The following is a 19,106-nucleotide window of genomic DNA, read 5'->3' on the forward strand; positions in this document are numbered from 1 at the left end:
TATAATATGTACAATTAATATATATGCTTTATTGATTTTCTATTTCTTTTACATGGATGATAGAATCTTAAGTATTACAAAATTCATCTTCTAACTCTTTAGACAATAATTCAACATTCTTATCTAACCACCTGCACATATTTGTTCTCCAAAATCCAAATTGAAGTAACTCTTCATTATACTTTTCAGGTGATAAAATATATTGTTTATATCCAAATGAACTTCTTGCAAGATGAAAATAATACAAGTATGGCATCATCTTTACATCATATGGACTTATTAAGTTATGTTCTAGATATAGTTTTATGTATTCTTTAAAGTTATCAATATCAATTTGCAACCCCTCTTTACATTTAGGATCAGCATATGTGTATGATCGAATTATCTCCCAGCATATTGGCAAGCTGCAGGAATCAGTAAAATCAATTATTGCATTAATCTTATTTTCACCACATATAATCTGAAGTAATGAATAATCCCCTTGACTATTTGAAACAGTAAACTTATCATAATCAAATTGAAACTTTGTTATTTTAGGAAGTATTGATAATCTGAACTTCAAGTCTTCTACTATCTTTAATCTAATTGATTCATCTTTAACATTTCTTGATTTTTCTATCAAATCTTCATATATTTCTTTTGCTCTTTGAATATTACTTTCCAAGAAAAGCCTTTCCCCAAACCTATCTTTCACATTTGGATAACCCTTTAACTCATTATGTATTTTCCCAAGATATATTGCTGAGTCCTTAATCAGCCACTTAGGAGCTGTATTCATTTTGTAAGTTGTTCCTTCAATAAAAGACTGCAAATGAAATATATGATTTTTATATTCCCATATGTACTTTCCATTGAATGTCTTATAAAATTCTGAAGTTGGAATATCTCGTTTCTTTAAAAATTTATTTATCTTATATTCTTCTTGTACTTTCTCGTATGAATAGTTACTCTGTATTTCTTTTAAAAAATATTGCTTATCAGTACATATGATATGGTAGCAATTAGCACTACTATTATCAATATGTATAATATCCTGTATGTTATCGATACCATACTTATCTCTAAGTACTTTCTCTATTTCTTTAAGAGTAAGAACAGATTTTTCTAGAGCCATTGTTACTCCACCTCCCTTACCCAAAGTATAGGACTTTGAAAAACAACTTTCAACCATATTTTGCTAACATGCATTTTTAACATACTAAGTTGCACACTTATTATAATCTAACCGAATCCCACTTTAACCCATATAAGAGAAATCATGTGATATAATTAAAAAATAAAAAATTTTAATAATTAACTAACCTATCAACTACTCCCGTTACTATATAGGTGAATGCAAAAAATTAGGTGGTGAGAAAATGGATTATCAAAAACTTTTTAAACAAATAACTGATGAATACTCAGCTAAGATTCTTAACTGGGCTGTAAAAAAGACAGGTAGCCGTATAGATGGTGAAGACTTGGCTCAGGAAGTTCTATTACAGGTATTTTCAGCTATTACAAAAGAAAAAAAGATTGAAAAAATTGAAAATTTCATCTGGAAGGTAGCTCATTTTGTATGGTGTAATAATCTTAGAACATTATCAAAACATAAGAATTCTGCATTAATAGATGAATCACTCTGGGATGGCTTCGACTTTGTCAAAGATATTATAGAAAAAGAAGCTATTGCATATGAGCTTGATTACATGAGAAGAAAGATTGCTGATTTAAGCTATATAAAAAGAGAAGCGATGATTCTCCATTATCTCGATGGCTTATCAATAGTAGAAGTGGCAAAGAAATTGAATATTACTGATAGTGCCGTAAAGTGGCACCTATTTGACGCACGAAAAAAAATGAAAAGGGAGTTTGATAGTATGAAAAAAGATAATTCTTATGTTTACAGACCAGGAAAATTAATTTTAGGTTTATCCGGTATGCCTGGACCTAATCCTGATACTAAAAGAGTTAATGAAAGTTTAATTAGACAAAACATTTGCCTCCTATGCTACAATAATTTAAAAACTATAGATGAAATTTCAAAGTTAACAGGGGTACCAAAACCTTATTTAGAATTTGATCTTAACTGGCTTATTGACAGAGAATTTCTAACTCTTAATGGTAACAAATACAGCACAACTTTTCCTATTATAGGCAAGAAACATAGACAAGATATAGGAGATTTATATAGTAAAACTCGAACAGACTATATCGATAAAATCATTAATTATTTATATAATCATGAATCAGATATTAAAAAAATAGGATTTTATGGTTCAGATTTTGAAACTGAAAAGCTCATGTGGTCAATTATTATGCTGTTCCTAAGCTATTTTAGTAGAAATTCTGATATTGCAGTTAAGCTTAAAGAAAAAAATGATAGACCTATTCGCCCAGATGGTGGACAATATTATATAATTGGTAATGACTTGTCTGATAATCAAAAGTTAAATCCAAATGGATACTTTACTCCAAAAGGTTGGAGCGATTTCTATGGTATATGTTCTGATATTTGTGCCACTAATGGTGAATACGAAAGTTATTATTGGCTAGGTCTTTACAATTTTAAAGGTTCCAGTTATCATCCTGAAATTGTTAGTGATACAAATAAAAACTCTCGAAAATTATGGCATAAACTATTTTGTTCATTGATTGATACTGATTTTGATATCAATAAATTATCTGTTGAAGATAAAGAGAAATTGGCTATAAATGTACAGAATGGTATAGTATCAAAAAATAATGATAAGTTTAAACCAAACTTTATTATTATGTCAAAAGAACAACTCACACAACTTCAAGAAGAAATTTTTGTACCTTTATTAAAAAAACTAGAACCAAAGACAAAAGAACTTGTTGAAATTATATCTGAAATGCATTCTAAAAATATGCCTCCAGTTAATAAAGGTTGTATTGACTATTTTACTTATCTTGACTTATGGTATTTTGGTATTTACACATATATATTTGCTGCACAGGATAAAAAGCTTTATATTCCCCCAACACCTGAAGCTGGTACCCCTCTTACGTTAGTTTTAATAAAATAAGTATTAAACAAAAACCGCTAAACAATGGTGTTTGGCGGTTTTATATGTATATGAAAAACATCTCCAACAAAATGAATTGTATACATTACCAAACATTAATCTCTGTTATACAAGTATCTCTATACACGGTTCCTTCATATACCTCAAGTATAGTTATTTTGATATTATCTGTTTTTATTTTTCTTCCAAACTCAAAACTTTGATACCAATCATCATCTTTTAAATCAAAAGTATAAATACTGCCATCTGATAATTGAACTTCCATCTTCTTTACTCTATTGTTCTTTTTAAATAATTCACTTGACTTTCCATAGCCATTTCTAATATCTATTCCTGATACAAATATCTCTTTATCACTTTCAAAAGCAATCCATTCTCCAATACCATCCTCAGCAGTTCCTTCAACCCAAGCAGTATCAAATGCCCCATCATCTACTAAATAAGGATTATAATCATATCCCCCCTCAGTTAAAACTGATGATGCATATATTTTATCCCAAGTTATAAAAGAAAATTGTATCCCATTATTATCATCTATATAATCATCTACTGTAAACCCTTTAATATTTGTTATTTTCCATTTATCATCAATTAATTCTATAGTATAAATCGCATCACCCGCTTGTCCATCACCTGGATCCCAAAATGTTTCTATTGCTACTTCTTTTAGCATTTCTTCATCTTTTATAATCTTAACCTTTGATTTTTTATCAAAAAAGTTTGCCCCTTCTCCAGATGCATATATTACTGCCAGTTTATTATTAAACACTTTAAAATGCTCTCTTCTTAATTGATACATTATTGTTTTATCTGTATAATAATCTCCAAGTAAGTCTGTTACTTCTTCCATGGTATTCAATATGCCACAATACTCATGCCAAATTTCAGTATAGACTTTTCCATCCCATTTTCTAACAACTTTCCCTGCTGCTTTACCACCGTATGTTCCATTCTCATCTCTTACCCCTAAATATCCTAGTATATACTCTGATGTCAAGATATAATCCTTTATTTCTTCTACATTAGTTTTTTTAAGATCATAATCATTATTTTTTAGATATTCAAGATTTTTAAATCTTTCCTCATAAATACTTCCTCTAAACATAGATTTATCAGTTTTTGTTTTTTCATTACTTTCTTCTTGAATATCAACTTTATTGTCTTCTTGATTTTCCACTTGCCTATTACTAGAAATTTGAACATTATCTGTATTGTTATTTCCTTTACAGGCTGTAGTCCCCATAATAACAATTAACATTATAAAATAAGTAATTTTTCTTAATGATTTTTTATTCATTAACTTTCCTCCTAAAATCTAGTGCCATAATTTATTAATAAATATTACAATAATGTAAATCTATATGAAATTATATCATTTATTGGTATGAATAACTAGATAATAAAGAAAAAAATGCTTAGTGCAGCAGCACTAAGCATCCTTATTTATAAATATTATTTTTATTGCCTCAGTTCCAATTAGAATTTCTATAAACATCAAAATATAAGCATATGATTTTAAATCCTTCAAGTATGGAAGGTAAAATGCACCTACTAGAATAATACTGTAAATGATATATCTAACCATACTTAGTTTACGATTTCTATTCAACCTGTTTTTATATATAAGTACCAATCCTATAAATAAAGCCAATACTATCACTGAATGAATCATCATTCCATTTTGAGTATATATTTTAGATAGGTACTCCATCTTTTTGAAATACAGATGTCTCATAACACCAGCTCTATATCCTGATAAATATTCTAATACTATAAGCGCTATTAATATACTAACTTCAACTCCATAAATTAGCGCATTAATAATTTTCTTCATTGTGAACACTTTCCTCTACTTTGTAGGCTCTCCTGTTTCAATTGGATTACCAGAGTCATTACTCCAACCGATCCATCCATCACTGTAAATACCTATGTCATCAAGTCCAAAAACATCAGCATAAGTGTATATCTCAGCAACTCTCCAACCACTACCACACATAAATGATAAATGCTTAGTTGTATCTATTCCTTGTTCTTCCCAAAGTGCAATAAACTCTTTTGCATTTCTCATAGTCTTATCTATATTTCTATAATAATCTAGAGAATATGAATCTGTTTTACCTGCATAACCAAATACAGCTCCAGGTATTCTACCTTTTATATCATGATATGAATATCCACTTTCTTTACCTATATGCTCATCCCAAGTACGGTTATCTACTAAAATAAATTTCTCTGGTGTTTTTAATCCAGCTTTTGTTTCATCCATTGTATCAATTACATCAGGATTTCCTGGAATAACTCCACCGAACTCTGTAACTGCAGCAGGTTTATTGCTTGTAGTTTCAAGTTCATATCCAGCCATAGTCCACGCTGTTGTTCCACCATTTAAAACTCTTACATCCTCTACACCGATATATCTTAATACTGTAGCTACTCTGTATGCAGCCATTTGTTCTTCTCCTGTAACTATTACAGTATCTTCTTTTGTAAAACCATGTTCAAGTACAAACTTTTTAAGCGTTTCGTCATCACCTAACATCCAAGCTGGTGGTGGTTCAACAGAATCTGTATTAATGTGAAATGCTGTAGGAATATGCCCATTAGCATAAGAAGTTTTTTCTTCTCCCCAACTTGCTTCAACAATCTTTATATTCTTAGCATTCTCAAAACTTTCAGGTTTCTTTCCATCAATAATATCTTTAACTATTACTGCTGGTACAATTAACTGATAGTTTTCATATTTCTCCATTGGCAAGCTTTCATCATTTGCCCACTCATTAACATCAAATACATATAAATTACTGAATCCTTTACCTTTTAAGTACTCTGCTACTGCTTTTGCATCATTTCCATTAGCATCATATAAAACAATATTCTTATCTTTTGATATACCTTTTGTTTCAAGTGCTTCATCTAGAATCTTTTCTTTATTATCATCTTCAACTTTTAACCAGTTTGCAGAAAAATCTACTGCACCTTTAATTCTCCCACCTCTACTAACTCCATCTAACTTCCATCCATTGAAAGCATCATTTAAACGAGCATCTACTATTACCCAAGAGTTATCTTTTAATGCCTCTTGAACCTTTTCAGTGTTTATACTAGTATATTCCTCTTTTGAATCATTTTTTATTTCTTGTTTAGAATTATTCTTTACTTCTTGTTTATCTTCTTTACTTGTACATCCAACAAGACCGAAAATAACCATCATAATAGATAATATTAATAAAAGCTTTTTCTTCATAATCTATGGTCAACTCCTCTTACGTTTTTCTGTAATAGTATATAATTATCTCAAGTCACTGTAAAGAAGTATAGTTTTTTTCTATAGAGAAAGAATTTAACATAGAATTTTCCTATTCAACTAAGCCGTAATCTTACAAGGTCAATAAGTCATTTATTTGCTATATTTATTTACAGGATCATATATTCAATAGCATCATTGCACATCTTTGTAGTATAGTAAATTTATCAATTATATTAAATAAATACCACGACAAAGAAATTTAACTTAAAAGAAATGGAGAAAAATCGATGAAAAGAATTGCAATATTATCTGATATACATGGAAATATACAAGCTTTAGAATCAATAGTTACAGATATAAAGAGTAAAAATCTAGATGATGTTATTTGTTTGGGTGATACTATCGCAATTGGCCCTAATCCAAAAGAATGTCTAGAATTGATTTTAAATGAGAATATTACTCTTATACTGGGAAATCATGAAGAGTATTTTATAGAAGGAACTGATAAGTTCCCTGAAGTTGGTAGTAATGAAACAAAACATCAAGAATGGATTAAGTCACAACTTAATAATGAATTACGAGACAAGTTAAAAGAAAAACCATTTATTATACAGAAAAAGATAGAAGGTATAACTTTTGCCTTTACCCACTACGCAAGAAAAAATAATAAATTTATTTATATTAATGAAGAAAGGAACATAGAGAATCTTGACAAAATGTTTAGTAATGTAAAAGCATCTGTAATTTTCTATGGACATGAGCACCATTTAGAGCAAACTAAATTAGTAGGAAATGCTGATTATATTTGTGTAGGTTCCAGTGGATGCAGAAAAGACAATAAGACATATTATACATTAATAACAATTGACGATAATATGTACACTGTTGAAAAAGTAAATATAGAATATGATAGGGAAGAATTTCTTAATACTTTTAATAATTTAAATTATCCTGACAAAGATTTAATTTCAAAGGTGTTTTTTGGTCTTGGTTATAAGTAATTGTAAAAGTGTTTAAAAAAGGCCTCTCCCCATATGATTAAATTTGTATAACTAACTCCTTTATAAATTTTAATAATTGTAGAAGGATATCATCTTTATTAAATTAAAAGATGATATCCTTCTAAATCATACATTAATAACACACAAAACTATCAATACTTCTTAAGTCTACTCCAAAGTATACCCATCTGTATCCTGCCCATCTCCATCCTGCAATTGAGCGTCTATTAACAAATGTTAAATAAGCCCAATATGACCTTCCATTTCTCTGCCATATATAAACATATCTATATAAGCACATCTTGATACTTCCTGGCGCTACAGCTGTAGTACCTATTTCCAGTTGTTCAACATTAGCGTCTTTTTTAGATGGAAGATATGAAGGTGGTGGTGACTTAGGGGGTTGATTCTTCTGTCTTAACAAATCCATCCCGACGGGATTAAACCGCCCTTGATTTATAGGCGCTATTTCATATGATTCAAACTCTCCTATTTCTCCCTCTTCCTGAGGTTCTTCATAAATTCTTATTAAATCATTGTTAAGTAAATCCTCATAATCGTATAATAACATATTTTCCTCCTAGAAAATAAATATAATATAAAATATGATTTATACTCGCTTTAGTTACTTTAATAATTTCTATTTTCATAGTAAATAATATCTCTATAATGCTTTATAACTAAAAAATCACTACTTTTGATGTAAATATAAATAATATTTTGAGGTGTTAAAAATGAAATTGTTTATACCTGATATAGCCTATATAGATCCTAGAATTTTAAAATATGATGTGGGTAATAAGGCTGTAGAACAATTAGAAAAGCTAAATATACCAATAGTTAAATCAAGAAAAGTTTTAATCGAAGGAAAATCACCAGTTGAAAGCTATGTTAAAGCTAAAAAGACTATTTATGTTACTGTAAATTTTCAAAAGAAATTAAGAAGCTGCAAGCCCTCTGCAGATTATCAATTTGCTCTGTCTAGTTCATGTCCAGGTCATTGTGAGTACTGCTATCTTCAAACAACTCAAGGTGAGAAACCCTTTATGAAGGTATTTGTTAATATTGACGATATACTTAATGTTATTCAAGAACATATAGATAATAATTCACCTAACATTACTACTTTCGAATCTGGAAGTATTACTGATCCTGTAGCTCTTGAACATTTAACTGGAAACCTAAAAAAGTGTATAGAGTTTTTTGGAAGAAGTGAAAAGGGAAGACTTAGAGTTATAACAAAATATGATAATGTTGATTCTTTCTTAAATATAAAACATAATAACCATACTAAATTTAGATTCAGTATAAATACACGATATGTAATTAATAAGTTTGAGCATGTTACATCTAGCTTTGAAGAAAGAATAGAAGCTGCTAGAAAAATTGCCAATGCGGGGTACCCTATTGGATTTATTATTGCACCTATTATGCTTTATGATAACTGGAAGGAAGAATATAAAGAATTACTTGATAAACTTAAATCACAATTAGAAGATTATACTGACATAATTACCTTTGAACTTATACAACATAGATTTACATCTACTGCAAAAGAATTAATACTAACCAGATTTCCTAAAACTGCCCTTGATTTAGATGAAGAAAAGAGAATGTTAAAATGGGGACCTTATGGAAAATTTAAATATGTCTATCCAAAAGAAAAAAGCACTGAAATTAAAGAGTATATTACAGCGCTTATAAATAATAATTTTATTAATGCTGAAATTGAATACTTTACATAAAAAACGCTTACGCTTTAGAACAAATGTATAATTGATAATGGATAATGTATAATGATGGATATTTCTGCTACCGCAGAAACTACATTTTATTGTTCTTTAGGAAAGAATTTTTTACTCATTTTATCTGGGATAAAATATTGTATTTAGTGTACAATATTTTCTTTTAAATGATACGAGTAAATATTTCTTCTCTAATAATATACGATTAAAATTTCACAGAGTGAAATGTCAATCATTATCCATTCTACATTTTACATTATCCATTATGTATTTGTTTCATCTGTCTATTTTAAATAACTCTAAAATCGGTGGATTATCTCCAAAATACAAGTCTCTTAATAATTTAGCTCCCATAAGTCCGTATATTGTTCCGTTAGAGCCATATCCTAAACAAAAATAATGATTTGGATAATCTTTATGTTCTCCTATATATGGGAGTCCATCTTTTGTTTCCCCAAAAAAGCCACTAAACCCATACTCCATTTCAATATCATTAATATCTGGAAAAAATGATTTTAACTTACTAAATAAAGTATTATATTTTCTATATGAAAATTCATCTTCATCTTGAAGATTATACATTTTACTTCTTTCTCCACCTAACTTTTCATCTTCTCCACCAATAATTATACGATTATCTTCTGTTGCTCTTATGTATGTATAAGCATTCTCTGTGTCTCTTATAATGCATTTATTGTACCATCCTTCAAAACCAGTTAATGGTTTAGTAACTATATTAAAACTTCTAGTTAATATAGCTGTCTTTTTATCAAAGTAATTCCTTGCTTCATATCCAGTTGCAATGATAACTTTTTTAGCTTTTATTTTAAATCCATTTTTTGTGGTTAACTGAACATTATGTTTTTCATTTTTTATATTTACTACTTCTGTATTTTCATATACCCTTAATCCATTTTCTACACCTTTTCTTATTAATGAATGGGTCAATCTATAAGGGTCAATTTCGCCAGCTAAATTATTTGAGTATATGCCTCCCTTTATATCAAATGAAAACATACCCTTAGATTTCGTTTCATCAATATATGTTACATCAAATCCATTTTCTTTTCTTAGGTCATATTCTTTTCTAAGAAAATTAATATCGTTATTTTTATACGAATAATATAAACAATCCTTTATTTGAAATCCACAATCATCATCAATATCTTTTATTACTTCATTTATTTCATACAATGTATTCTTAGTCTCTTTAAAGCACTTAACTGCATCTTCTTCTCCAATAATTCCTTTTAATCCAATTAAATCTACATCAATTTCATATTGAAGTATAGCAGTATTTGCTCTTGTACTTCCATATCCTATTATATTTCTATCTAGAATTACTGTATCTACATTTTCTTTTGTAAAATAATAACTACATAGCGCTCCAGTTATCCCAGCTCCAATTATAACAACATCGCATTCTATATTTTCGCTAATATAAGTATATTTATTAGGTATATTATTTAATTTTGACCAAATAGTATCTCCAGTAACTACTTTCATCATATTACCTCCACTAAATATATGTATTTAGTTTTTACATAAAAGTTTTTTTATATCAAAAAAAGTGAAGATAAAATTAAGTACGCTTCTTAAGTATCCTACTTGGTTTGCATATATAACTTTAATAAAATAAGAAACTGTTATATCTTCAAATAACAGTTTCTTATTTTTAAATTTATAGTTTTTCTTTAAACCTCTATTCTATTTCTTCCTAATTCTTTTGCTTTATATAGTAACCTATCAGCTTTATTAACTAAGTCAGTATAGCTCTCCCCTTCCCATTTACAAAGCCCAATACTTATGGTTACTTTCAACTCTTTATGGATAAACTCCATAGATGATATATCTTGTTTTATTTTCTCTGCAATTTCCATGGCTTCCTTCCACTCTATATCAGATAAAATAGCTAAAAACTCTTCTCCTCCATATCGTCCAGCTATATGAGTCCTTTTTATATTAGATAATATAATCTTAGCAGTTTTCACTATAACTTGATCACCAATTTGATGTCCATAAGTGTCATTAACCCTTTTAAAGTGATCTATATCTGCCATAATAATATATACAGAAAAATTGTCATTCTTGGCTCGATTTAATTCTCCATCTAATTTCTTATATATAGTTTGATGATTAAACAAATTAGTGAGACTATCAGTTACTGAAAGTCTTTTTAAAACCTTAGTCCTTTCTTCAACCTTACACTCTAAATCTTCATTTAACTTTTTCAATTTACTTTCATATATTTCCTTCTGATTTATTTTTGACACAAGATATATAGCCCAAACCACAACCGCTGTCACAATAAATATCATAGCAATAAGAATACCCAAAAACCTATTGGAGTTATTGTAAACCTCTTTCCTTGCTTGAGTAAATACAATGTACCAATTATGCTTAATATTATTTTGATCAAAATTCACTTTAGTTCCAATATAATATTTTGAATTCTGGTAAATGTTATCTTCAAAAAAATATTCATTCTTAGAGAACCTTTTTAAAAGCCCTTTACCAATATCTTTAGTTTTTTGATTTAAATCTAATATAAAAGACCTATTAGGATGAGATATAATTGCACCTCTATCATCAATAAAAAATTGATACCCTGTTTGTTTAAAGTTTACATTATCTACAAAGGTTTTAGTAAAATAGTCCATTTGAGGAGAAATAATTGCCACACCTATAATTTCATCATTATATTTAATTGGTGCGCTAATTACAAAAATAGGATTATCTCTTAATATACTTGGGTAAATTTCACTAATAAAATAGTCCTTTCCTTTAAAAATTTCCTCAACATAAGAATAACCCATTCCCCCCTTTCCAATAGTTTCACCACCAACAGTATCAACTAGAAATTCTCCACTATTTATTGTAACTTCATTTCCGTTAACATTTTTTTCAATTGGTTTATGAAGTTTAACACTAATCGGTAGATTTTCATAATAAGGATAAAGGTCATGTATATGAAGTAAAAATTTATGACCTTCCTCTACAACTTCTTCATTTTCTGGAAATCTGCATAAATTTATAATTTTAGGCTCAGTTGAAATCATTTTCACTACCCTTATTTGATCTTCAACCCAACTTCTTAACATATTACTAGTCTCAGATGTGATCTTACTCCCCACTTCGTAAAAATTATTTTTATTACCCTCTCTTATATTAATATAGAAGAAAACATTAAATATTAAAAAAGAAATAATAATAATTATTATTATTTGCAATATATATTTTTTATTTTTATACATATTTTTCTCCTTTTAATATGGTATAATATATAACCTCTCTATATTATACCATATTATCCGAAAATTCGACATATTCCACACAAATATGTAACTTATTTATATGTGGAACATTATATGCCATAATTCTTATATGAAAATTTTCAATTTCCTTAAGAAGAAAAAAACTCTTGGCATACATCCAAGAGTTTTTCTCTACTTTCAAAGCAGATACTTTGCAAATATCAATGATTTTTTCATTTTACATAATATTAATAATGTACACGTACAAGCCAAAATTTTATCTTCTTATCATTCCACCCAAGATCCCAAGGAACATTGTCTCTATCAGTATTATGACAAGTAACTAAAGAATATCCTTTTGAATCAGCTCCTGTAACTACTGAAACATGCGTAACTTTACCTTTTTTTTCATATGCTATAAAATCTCCTGGGAGTAGTTTATATGAAGCTTTATATACTTTCTCATAATCTCCATATGCAATTAATGAGGCTCTCCCATTGTAAAGCATATAATTCTTAAATTTACCTGCATTTAACCAAGGCCCTGTAGCACCTTTCTTATTATAATTCCAAGCACGATTTTTTGAGAACTTTCCTCCCTCAAATAATATTTGAGAGGCAAAGTTAGCACAATCTCCACCTTTGGGATTATAATTTCTATATTTCTTATTATATTTAAACCCGTATTTTTCTTCACTTGCTGCACCGCAATATCTGTGAGCATAATCTACAGCATTTTTTCTTCTGTCTCCTATACCAGATAAATCTCTTTGACCTTGAGAAGTAATAAATTCTTTTATTGAATCTACATTCAGCTTTTCTAAGTTTAATGAATCTGCAAAAGGATCTTTATACCATTCCTTTGTAATTACCCATTTATCTTCAGTCATCATAATATTCATAAAGTGAGTAGTTCCAATTCTAGCTCTATTTACTTCTATCTGATTTTCATATATATATTTATACTCTGTACAACATAGTAATGAAACTGTGTAATTATCCTCATTACCTATAATCTTTTTAATCATTACATTTGAAGATATATCAGTAAACTTTACACCTTGTTTCTGTTCCCAATTATGAATATAATCTACTTTCTTTTTTTCATGTTCATATGCCCAAGTACCATATTTGGTCTTAGTATCATAAAAAGTTTTAATTAACTCCAAATCTCTATCCAGTATAGCTTTATTTCGATTTTTAAAAATCTGATTTATATAATTATCTACTTCTTCATTAAAATTAGTAGTACTTGTTACTTTCTTTTTATTTTTAAATGCTTTGTTAATTTTTTTTATATAACCTTTAACATTCTTTTCTTTGATTGGTGCTCCTTCATACCATTCATCTTCATCCTTGTACTCATTATCAAAATATCTAGCTTTTAAAATAATTTCAGGTCGATATTCAAAGTGTAAAATATCAAAATGTGACCATTTTCCTCCCCATATAAAATTATATTTTTCAAATATTTCAACAACTTCCTTAGGATAAGATGCTAACCTCTCTTCTCCATCTTTCTTTGAAGCCCACTTCCAATAATCTCTATTATCTCTTTTTAAATCAATCGCAATTCCAAATGAATGTGGACTCAACCTATTAGTACCTGAGATATACCGATAGTTATATGTTCCGTTGGCTGGAAAAAGGCAATTATAAATATCCTTTCTACTTTGAGATAGTGTGTTTATTTCTCTCATAGCAGCTTCTAGTGATTTTGCTGCTTTATTGTTCCCATTAAATTGATAATACCTGTATCCTATATTTGTCTTCTTTAAATTAGATTCTATCTTCTTCTTTGAATCACCATAAACTTCATTGAGTAATGCATATACTCTTAGACGTCCTGGATCAAAGTTTTTATCCATTAATTTTGTACTAGCTTCTAAAGGATATCTTTGTTCCATCATATCTTGTAGATCTGAATTTGCTAACTTCCCCTCAAATATCTTTTCCTTCTTATCATCATAAAGAATTTTCTTACCTGATTTCATTATTAAATATACCATTCCATTATCGTTACATTCCACATCTTCAATGTACTCTGGATAAGCCATCATTAAAGATAAGATATCCTGTTTCATTGTTACTTCATAAGTATTTAATTTTTCTTTATTCTCTAAATCACATTCATTTGAAGCTTTTGCTATGAATTTTGTATTGGTAAATAAACTAAATAACATTATACAAACAACTAATTTCTTTGAGCTAATTTTCATTTTAAACACCCTTCTTTTGTATATAGATTTAGCGGTATATGTTTAATATGAGATATTTCAAAAAAAACATACTATGATTTATAAAGAATAATAAAAAAAGAATAAAGAAATTATAATTGGAAGTTTGTAGGAAAACTTGAAAAAGTAATATTTGCCGCAATGTCTGCAAACTTATGTGTAGAATCCCACATGAGAGAGTTGATAAAACAAGGCTTTGAAGTTATAGTTGTAAAAGATGCTACTGCAGCTGCTACTCTTGAAGGAATGGATGGTTATGATGCAGCACTAGCTAATTTTAATTTTATTGCAAACGCTGTATGGTCCACTTATGAAGCTGAAAAGAAAATACTCAAAGCTGAATAAGATTTATATTTAAAGTGTAGAAAAAAACTCTTGGATTTAAAATCCAAGAGTTTTTCTACACTTACAAAAGTATTATCAAATTACATTTTCTTAAAGTTATATATTTATTCTTCTTTTTCAAAAACCAAATCAAATTCTTTGATTCTACCCTCTCCATTAAATTCTGAAGGGATAGCAGTAACGAATCTCCAACCTTCTGCACTATATTTATCAATTAATTCTCTATGATTTGCCTGTTGAAATAATAAGCCCTGTGCATCTGCTTCAACATATATATATTTATACATATAACTCATTCCTTTCTATAAGTATTGTGAAAAGACTAGTCCATACTATTTTATATTATTTTTTTCATTATACAGGCTAATAATACCAATTTCAACAATTATTTTAAATTACATCCTTACTTTAAAGTAATTACATTAGTAACACCCATTACATCAAATGGTCTATCCTTATCTTTTGGTTTAGTACTATGAACCATTAATTTTTCACCAGATGGACTCCATGAAATAGGTAAGTAATATTCACCTGCAGAAATCAATGATTTTTTCTTGGTTTTTACATCTACTAGATAAAGACCTTCCTTACCTTCTCCATATGATATATAAGCTATCTTTGTTCCATCAGGAGACCATCTTGCACCAAAAATATATCCTTCTGCTAAAAGCTCTCTTTGTTTTCCTTCTAAATCCGTTATAATCAGTTCATTTACATCTTTATCAATATTTGCTGTAACCATAAGAAATTTACTTTGATCTGGAGATGAACTAAATTCATGAACATCATCTTTAACTAAAATTCTATATTCTTTATTATTTATATCATAAACTTTTATTTTATCATCATCATCTGAACCACGGTGTATCGTTACATAATATATTTTATCTCCAACTTTCATAGGTTTTGTGATACTAAGTCCCTTTAATGGATCTTCTGTTCCCATTATTCCCTCTTCTACATCTTCTATTTTGCTTATAGTTCCATCAATATTTATGACAGCAAAACCTTTAATACTATGACAAGGAATAATTACTTCTTTATCATTAATCCATTGAGCCTCACTCAAATCATACTCGTGTATAACACTATCCAAAATTTCAGCTTTTGTATTTCCTTTAGAATCTGCAATATATGCTGTAGCACTTTTTTCAAATTCATTTCTATAAAACATATACTCTTTATTAGGTGAAAAAATTGCCCCATCTTGGGATTTTGATTGGTCACCAATGCCTTTTTCTTCTTTAGAATTCAAATCAAATAAATATAGATTTTTCACATTGAAATTAGCCTTTAACTTACTACTAATTATTTTTATTTGTTCCAATGATTCATTTTCCTTTGTAATAACTATTTGCTTTTCATTTAACCAATCATATCCTGTTATCCCTTCATAAGAATCAACTTTAGATGCAGCAACCTCAGTTGCCATAATATCGTTTGTATCCTTTATTATAGTGATTTTTTTATTATTTTCTTGTCCTTCTGCTCTGTAGGTTGCATATCCTCCTACTCCTGCTAAAGCACTTATTACTAATGTTCCAATAATCAAATTTCTTTTGTTCATTTTTAATTTCCTCCTTATTACTTCAATAAGGATACTATAACTAATTGTTATTTCAAAAGTATCTCTAATTGTTTCTAAATTGTGAACTTTAAAGAGATTCGAGTATAACTAAACTTATACTAGGTCTAAGGTGTACTCCGATTTTGAGCAATAATCGTATAGCTTTTTCTAAGGTGTATGTATAAATTAAGTTATACTATGGATTCTCTATACAAAGCTGGAAATGTAATTAAAAACGTTGTTCCTTTTTCTTCTGTATCTAATAAAGTAATACTACCTTTTTGTTTTTCAATTAATTCTTTTACAAGGGAAAGCCCTACCCCTGTTCCTCCCTGTTTTTTTGCTCTATCTTTATAGACAGTATAAAAAGGTTCAAATATCTTCTCCCTAGATTCTTCTGGGACTCCAATTCCAGTATCAGATACTTCAACATTTACCATTTTGTTTTTAGTGTAGCTATTAATAAATATTTTTCCATTAGCTTCATTATATTTTATAGCATTATCTATTAAATTGATAAAAATATGCATTAGATTCTCTTTATCACCTAAAATAAAACCTGATTGTAAGTTTTTTATAATACTAATATTAAACTTTTGAGCTTTTCCTTCCATCCTGCTGCATATTTCTTCTAGAACAACTTTTACATCTACTTCTTCACATTGACATTCAAAATCATATTTTTCCAATGATGATAGATGTAAAATCTTCTCTACCATATCATATAATCTTTGAGTCTCTTTAAGGATATTCTCTTTTGCTTCTTGCTGTAAATTTGGATCATCTGAATATAAATCCAATAGATCCATATATGTTTTTATAACTGTAAGCGGTGTTTTGAATTCATGTGTTATATTTCCAATAAAAGTTTTCTGCTGTTTTTCTAATGCTTTTAACTTTTGCACTGCTAACTTTAATTTTTGCTTTTCATCTTCAATTTTTGTTATATTTTTTTCTATTTCACTGCTCATATAATAAATTCCTTCACTTAATTCCCCAAGTTCATCATTTCTCTTAAGTGGAACAATATTACTATATAATCCCTTCTTAATATCCAATGTATCTTTTTTAAGTTTAAAAATACTTTTAGAAAATCTATCAAAATAAAAATAAGCACCTATGAAACTTAATATAAATACCACAGCTCCTATTCTAATAAAAAGTGACTTTATATCTGAATAAAATTCTATACTTTTTTTTAGTGAATAGTGAAATTGAACAACTCCTATTTGCTGCCCCTTATACAGAGGAGCTATATATTCAACATGATCTCCAACAATTTTATATGCTATTTGATTTTTCAAGGCATGAGAGAGTATATCATCAACATCTGTTCTAACATTATAGTATAAAGTATTAAATAGCTCTTTTCCTTCTATATCATAAATTACAGCATGCATTCCATTTATTGAATTTAAATATAATACAAGTTCTTGTGCATTTTGTTCCAAAAATAGTTTTGTATCTTCTATTGGTTCTGTAAGATCTATTTGACTGATATATGTGTTTGCAATTTTCCCCTGTCGTGCTAAATACATCTCATAATCGTTCTTTTGCTTGTTTTCTATTCCCTTTAACACTAATGTGCTTAATATACCTACTGTGAAAACTAACAGTAGTGCAAAAAACACACTTGATTTCACCTTAATACTAATCTTCATAAATTTCACCTACAGCTTTATATCCTACTCTATATACTGTTTGTATGATATTATCGTAGGTTTTACCTAATTTTTTTCTCAGTCTTTGAATGTGAATATCCACTGTCCTTGTTCCACCTATATAGTCCATTCCCCATATTAAGTCTAAAAGTTCATCTCTTGTATAAACTCTATCTAAATGTGCCAACAACAGTACTAACAAATCATATTCCTTTGGAGTAAGTTCTATCTCTTCTCCTTTGATAATTACTTTTCTTTGTTTTATCATCACTTTCAGCTCTTTTATTTGTATGTCTGCTTCTTCTGATTGATTAGAATGTTTATTTAATCTTCTAATCAGAGATTTAACTCTTGCTAATATTTCTCTTATATCAAAAGGCTTTGTTATATAGTCATCTGCTCCTAATTCTAACCCTAAAACTTTATCAATAATATCACTTTTAGCAGTAAGCATTACAATCCCAAGATTTTGTCTATTATCTAATTTCCTGCATACTTCAAAACCACTCATTTTAGGCATCATTACATCTATAATAAGTATATGAGGATTAAAGGTTTGTATTTTATACAATGCTTCTTCACCATTGTAAGCCTTCTCAACAATATAACCTTCTCTTTTAAAAGCATATGCAATACCATCAGCAATACTTTTTTCATCATCTACTACTAATATCTTCTCTTCCATCGTTTCACATCCTTTTTATATAACTATATACTACATCTAATTTAATTCAAGCTATTTTCACAAGTTAGTATAATTTTTTTATAAACTATTACCAAGAGTTTATTATATTCATTTGCAAATCCTTATCAATTATTACAAATTATTATTATCATTGATTTAATTATGATAATATGTTATTATTAAGTGAATGAATATTCACTTAAGGAATTTTAACGTACTTCGTTATACTATTAATATTATTTTCAAAGCTCACCACTTTCAAAATACATATTAATTTTATATTACACAGCAGAGAATTAATCATATTAGTTTAATATGATTACTGTCCGACTTTA

The 19,106-nt window shown here is 28.3% G+C and carries 15 protein-coding genes and 2 pseudogenes; 4 read left to right on the top strand and 13 right to left on the bottom strand.

Going from position 1 to position 19,106, the window contains the following annotated elements:
* Positions 1–67: 67 nt before the first annotated feature.
* Positions 68–1,114 carry an aminoglycoside phosphotransferase gene (locus OW730_RS22845; RefSeq protein WP_271226360.1) on the bottom strand — a complete coding sequence of 349 codons (1,047 nt, stop codon included), beginning with the start codon at positions 1,112–1,114 and terminating at the stop codon, positions 68–70.
* Positions 1,115–1,358: 244 nt separating this feature from the next.
* On the opposite strand from OW730_RS22845, the gene OW730_RS22850 reads away from it, so the two are divergent.
* Positions 1,359–3,029 carry an RNA polymerase sigma factor gene (locus OW730_RS22850; RefSeq protein ID WP_271226361.1) on the top strand — a complete coding sequence of 557 codons (1,671 nt, stop codon included), beginning with the start codon at positions 1,359–1,361 and terminating at the stop codon, positions 3,027–3,029.
* Positions 3,030–3,114: 85 nt separating this feature from the next.
* Here OW730_RS22850 and OW730_RS22855 read toward each other — a convergent pair whose 3' ends face one another.
* From OW730_RS22855 to OW730_RS22865, 3 genes are all read right to left on the bottom strand, one after another.
* Positions 3,115–4,326 (bottom strand): NADase-type glycan-binding domain-containing protein, encoded by a 1,212-nt coding sequence (locus OW730_RS22855; protein ID WP_271226362.1) that lies wholly within the window; start codon positions 4,324–4,326, stop codon positions 3,115–3,117.
* Between the two features lie 132 nt (positions 4,327–4,458).
* Positions 4,459–4,863 (bottom strand): hypothetical protein, encoded by a 405-nt coding sequence (locus OW730_RS22860; protein ID WP_271226363.1) that lies wholly within the window; start codon positions 4,861–4,863, stop codon positions 4,459–4,461.
* A 15-nt stretch (positions 4,864–4,878) separates the two neighbouring features.
* Positions 4,879–6,273, bottom strand: coding sequence for a rhodanese-like domain-containing protein (locus OW730_RS22865; RefSeq protein WP_271226364.1), 1,395 nt, complete (start codon positions 6,271–6,273; stop codon positions 4,879–4,881).
* A gap of 290 nt (positions 6,274–6,563) precedes the next feature.
* On the opposite strand from OW730_RS22865, the gene OW730_RS22870 reads away from it, so the two are divergent.
* Complete coding sequence (locus OW730_RS22870) at positions 6,564–7,277, top strand: metallophosphoesterase family protein (RefSeq protein WP_271226365.1); 714 nt, start codon at positions 6,564–6,566, stop codon at positions 7,275–7,277.
* A gap of 133 nt (positions 7,278–7,410) precedes the next feature.
* Here OW730_RS22870 and OW730_RS22875 read toward each other — a convergent pair whose 3' ends face one another.
* Positions 7,411–7,848 carry a hypothetical protein gene (locus OW730_RS22875; protein ID WP_271226366.1) on the bottom strand — a complete coding sequence of 146 codons (438 nt, stop codon included), beginning with the start codon at positions 7,846–7,848 and terminating at the stop codon, positions 7,411–7,413.
* Between the two features lie 163 nt (positions 7,849–8,011).
* Between OW730_RS22875 and splB the strand changes: the two genes are divergently transcribed.
* The gene (splB, locus tag OW730_RS22880) at positions 8,012–9,022 is read left to right on the top strand and encodes a spore photoproduct lyase (RefSeq protein WP_271226367.1); all 1,011 of its coding nucleotides are present in this window, start codon (positions 8,012–8,014) and stop codon (positions 9,020–9,022) included.
* A 276-nt stretch (positions 9,023–9,298) separates the two neighbouring features.
* Here splB and OW730_RS22885 read toward each other — a convergent pair whose 3' ends face one another.
* The 4 genes and pseudogenes from OW730_RS22885 to OW730_RS22900 all read right to left on the bottom strand — a co-directional run.
* On the bottom strand, positions 9,299–10,528 hold the full coding sequence (locus OW730_RS22885) for an NAD(P)/FAD-dependent oxidoreductase (protein ID WP_271226368.1): 1,230 nt from the start codon (positions 10,526–10,528) through the stop codon (positions 9,299–9,301).
* 188 nt (positions 10,529–10,716) lie between these two features.
* Positions 10,717–12,123: a sensor domain-containing diguanylate cyclase gene (locus tag OW730_RS22890; RefSeq protein ID WP_271226369.1), complete on the bottom strand. Its 1,407-nt coding sequence runs from the start codon at positions 12,121–12,123 to the stop codon at positions 10,717–10,719.
* 401 nt (positions 12,124–12,524) lie between these two features.
* Positions 12,525–13,514, bottom strand: a pseudogene (locus OW730_RS22895) (amidase domain-containing protein); the annotation flags it as partial.
* Between the two features lie 33 nt (positions 13,515–13,547).
* Positions 13,548–14,459 (bottom strand): annotated as a pseudogene (locus OW730_RS22900) (M15 family metallopeptidase); the annotation flags it as partial.
* 195 nt (positions 14,460–14,654) lie between these two features.
* On the opposite strand from OW730_RS22900, the gene OW730_RS22905 reads away from it, so the two are divergent.
* Entirely contained in the window at positions 14,655–14,858 is a 204-nt protein-coding gene (locus OW730_RS22905) for an isochorismatase family protein (protein ID WP_271226370.1), read from the top strand.
* 104 nt (positions 14,859–14,962) lie between these two features.
* On the opposite strand, the gene OW730_RS22910 is transcribed toward OW730_RS22905, so the two are convergent.
* The 4 genes from OW730_RS22910 to OW730_RS22925 all read right to left on the bottom strand — a co-directional run bounded on the left by OW730_RS22910 (position 14,963) and on the right by OW730_RS22925 (position 18,771).
* Positions 14,963–15,145 (bottom strand): DUF4177 domain-containing protein, encoded by a 183-nt coding sequence (locus OW730_RS22910; RefSeq protein WP_271226371.1) that lies wholly within the window; start codon positions 15,143–15,145, stop codon positions 14,963–14,965.
* 116 nt (positions 15,146–15,261) lie between these two features.
* Positions 15,262–16,425 (bottom strand): TolB family protein, encoded by a 1,164-nt coding sequence (locus OW730_RS22915; protein ID WP_271226372.1) that lies wholly within the window; start codon positions 16,423–16,425, stop codon positions 15,262–15,264.
* A 191-nt stretch (positions 16,426–16,616) separates the two neighbouring features.
* Complete coding sequence (locus OW730_RS22920) at positions 16,617–18,086, bottom strand: sensor histidine kinase (RefSeq protein ID WP_271226373.1); 1,470 nt, start codon at positions 18,084–18,086, stop codon at positions 16,617–16,619.
* Complete coding sequence (locus OW730_RS22925) at positions 18,076–18,771, bottom strand: response regulator transcription factor (protein ID WP_271226374.1); 696 nt, start codon at positions 18,769–18,771, stop codon at positions 18,076–18,078. Before OW730_RS22925 ends, OW730_RS22920 begins: the two co-directional genes overlap by 11 nt.
* Between the last annotated feature and the right edge of the window lie 335 nt (positions 18,772–19,106).

Source organism: Oceanirhabdus sp. W0125-5 (genome assembly GCF_027938815.1).
Classification (GTDB): domain Bacteria; phylum Bacillota; class Clostridia; order Clostridiales; family Clostridiaceae; genus Oceanirhabdus.

Bases quoted from the DNA above. Each gene is read 5' to 3' on its own strand.
- OW730_RS22845 (WP_271226360.1), bottom strand. From the start codon at position 1,114: ATGGCTCTAGAAAAATCTGTTCTTACTCTTAAAGAAATAGAGAAAGTA.
- OW730_RS22850 (WP_271226361.1), top strand. From the start codon at position 1,359: ATGGATTATCAAAAACTTTTTAAACAAATAACTGATGAATACTCAGCT.
- OW730_RS22855 (WP_271226362.1), bottom strand. From the start codon at position 4,326: ATGAATAAAAAATCATTAAGAAAAATTACTTATTTTATAATGTTAATT.
- OW730_RS22860 (WP_271226363.1), bottom strand. From the start codon at position 4,863: ATGAAGAAAATTATTAATGCGCTAATTTATGGAGTTGAAGTTAGTATA.
- OW730_RS22865 (WP_271226364.1), bottom strand. From the start codon at position 6,273: ATGAAGAAAAAGCTTTTATTAATATTATCTATTATGATGGTTATTTTC.
- OW730_RS22870 (WP_271226365.1), top strand. From the start codon at position 6,564: ATGAAAAGAATTGCAATATTATCTGATATACATGGAAATATACAAGCT.
- OW730_RS22875 (WP_271226366.1), bottom strand. From the start codon at position 7,848: ATGTTATTATACGATTATGAGGATTTACTTAACAATGATTTAATAAGA.
- splB (WP_271226367.1), top strand. From the start codon at position 8,012: ATGAAATTGTTTATACCTGATATAGCCTATATAGATCCTAGAATTTTA.
- OW730_RS22885 (WP_271226368.1), bottom strand. From the start codon at position 10,528: ATGAAAGTAGTTACTGGAGATACTATTTGGTCAAAATTAAATAATATA.
- OW730_RS22890 (WP_271226369.1), bottom strand. From the start codon at position 12,123: ATGTTAAGAAGTTGGGTTGAAGATCAAATAAGGGTAGTGAAAATGATT.
- OW730_RS22905 (WP_271226370.1), top strand. From the start codon at position 14,655: ATGTCTGCAAACTTATGTGTAGAATCCCACATGAGAGAGTTGATAAAA.
- OW730_RS22910 (WP_271226371.1), bottom strand. From the start codon at position 15,145: ATGTATAAATATATATATGTTGAAGCAGATGCACAGGGCTTATTATTT.
- OW730_RS22915 (WP_271226372.1), bottom strand. From the start codon at position 16,425: ATGAACAAAAGAAATTTGATTATTGGAACATTAGTAATAAGTGCTTTA.
- OW730_RS22920 (WP_271226373.1), bottom strand. From the start codon at position 18,086: ATGAAGATTAGTATTAAGGTGAAATCAAGTGTGTTTTTTGCACTACTG.
- OW730_RS22925 (WP_271226374.1), bottom strand. From the start codon at position 18,771: ATGGAAGAGAAGATATTAGTAGTAGATGATGAAAAAAGTATTGCTGAT.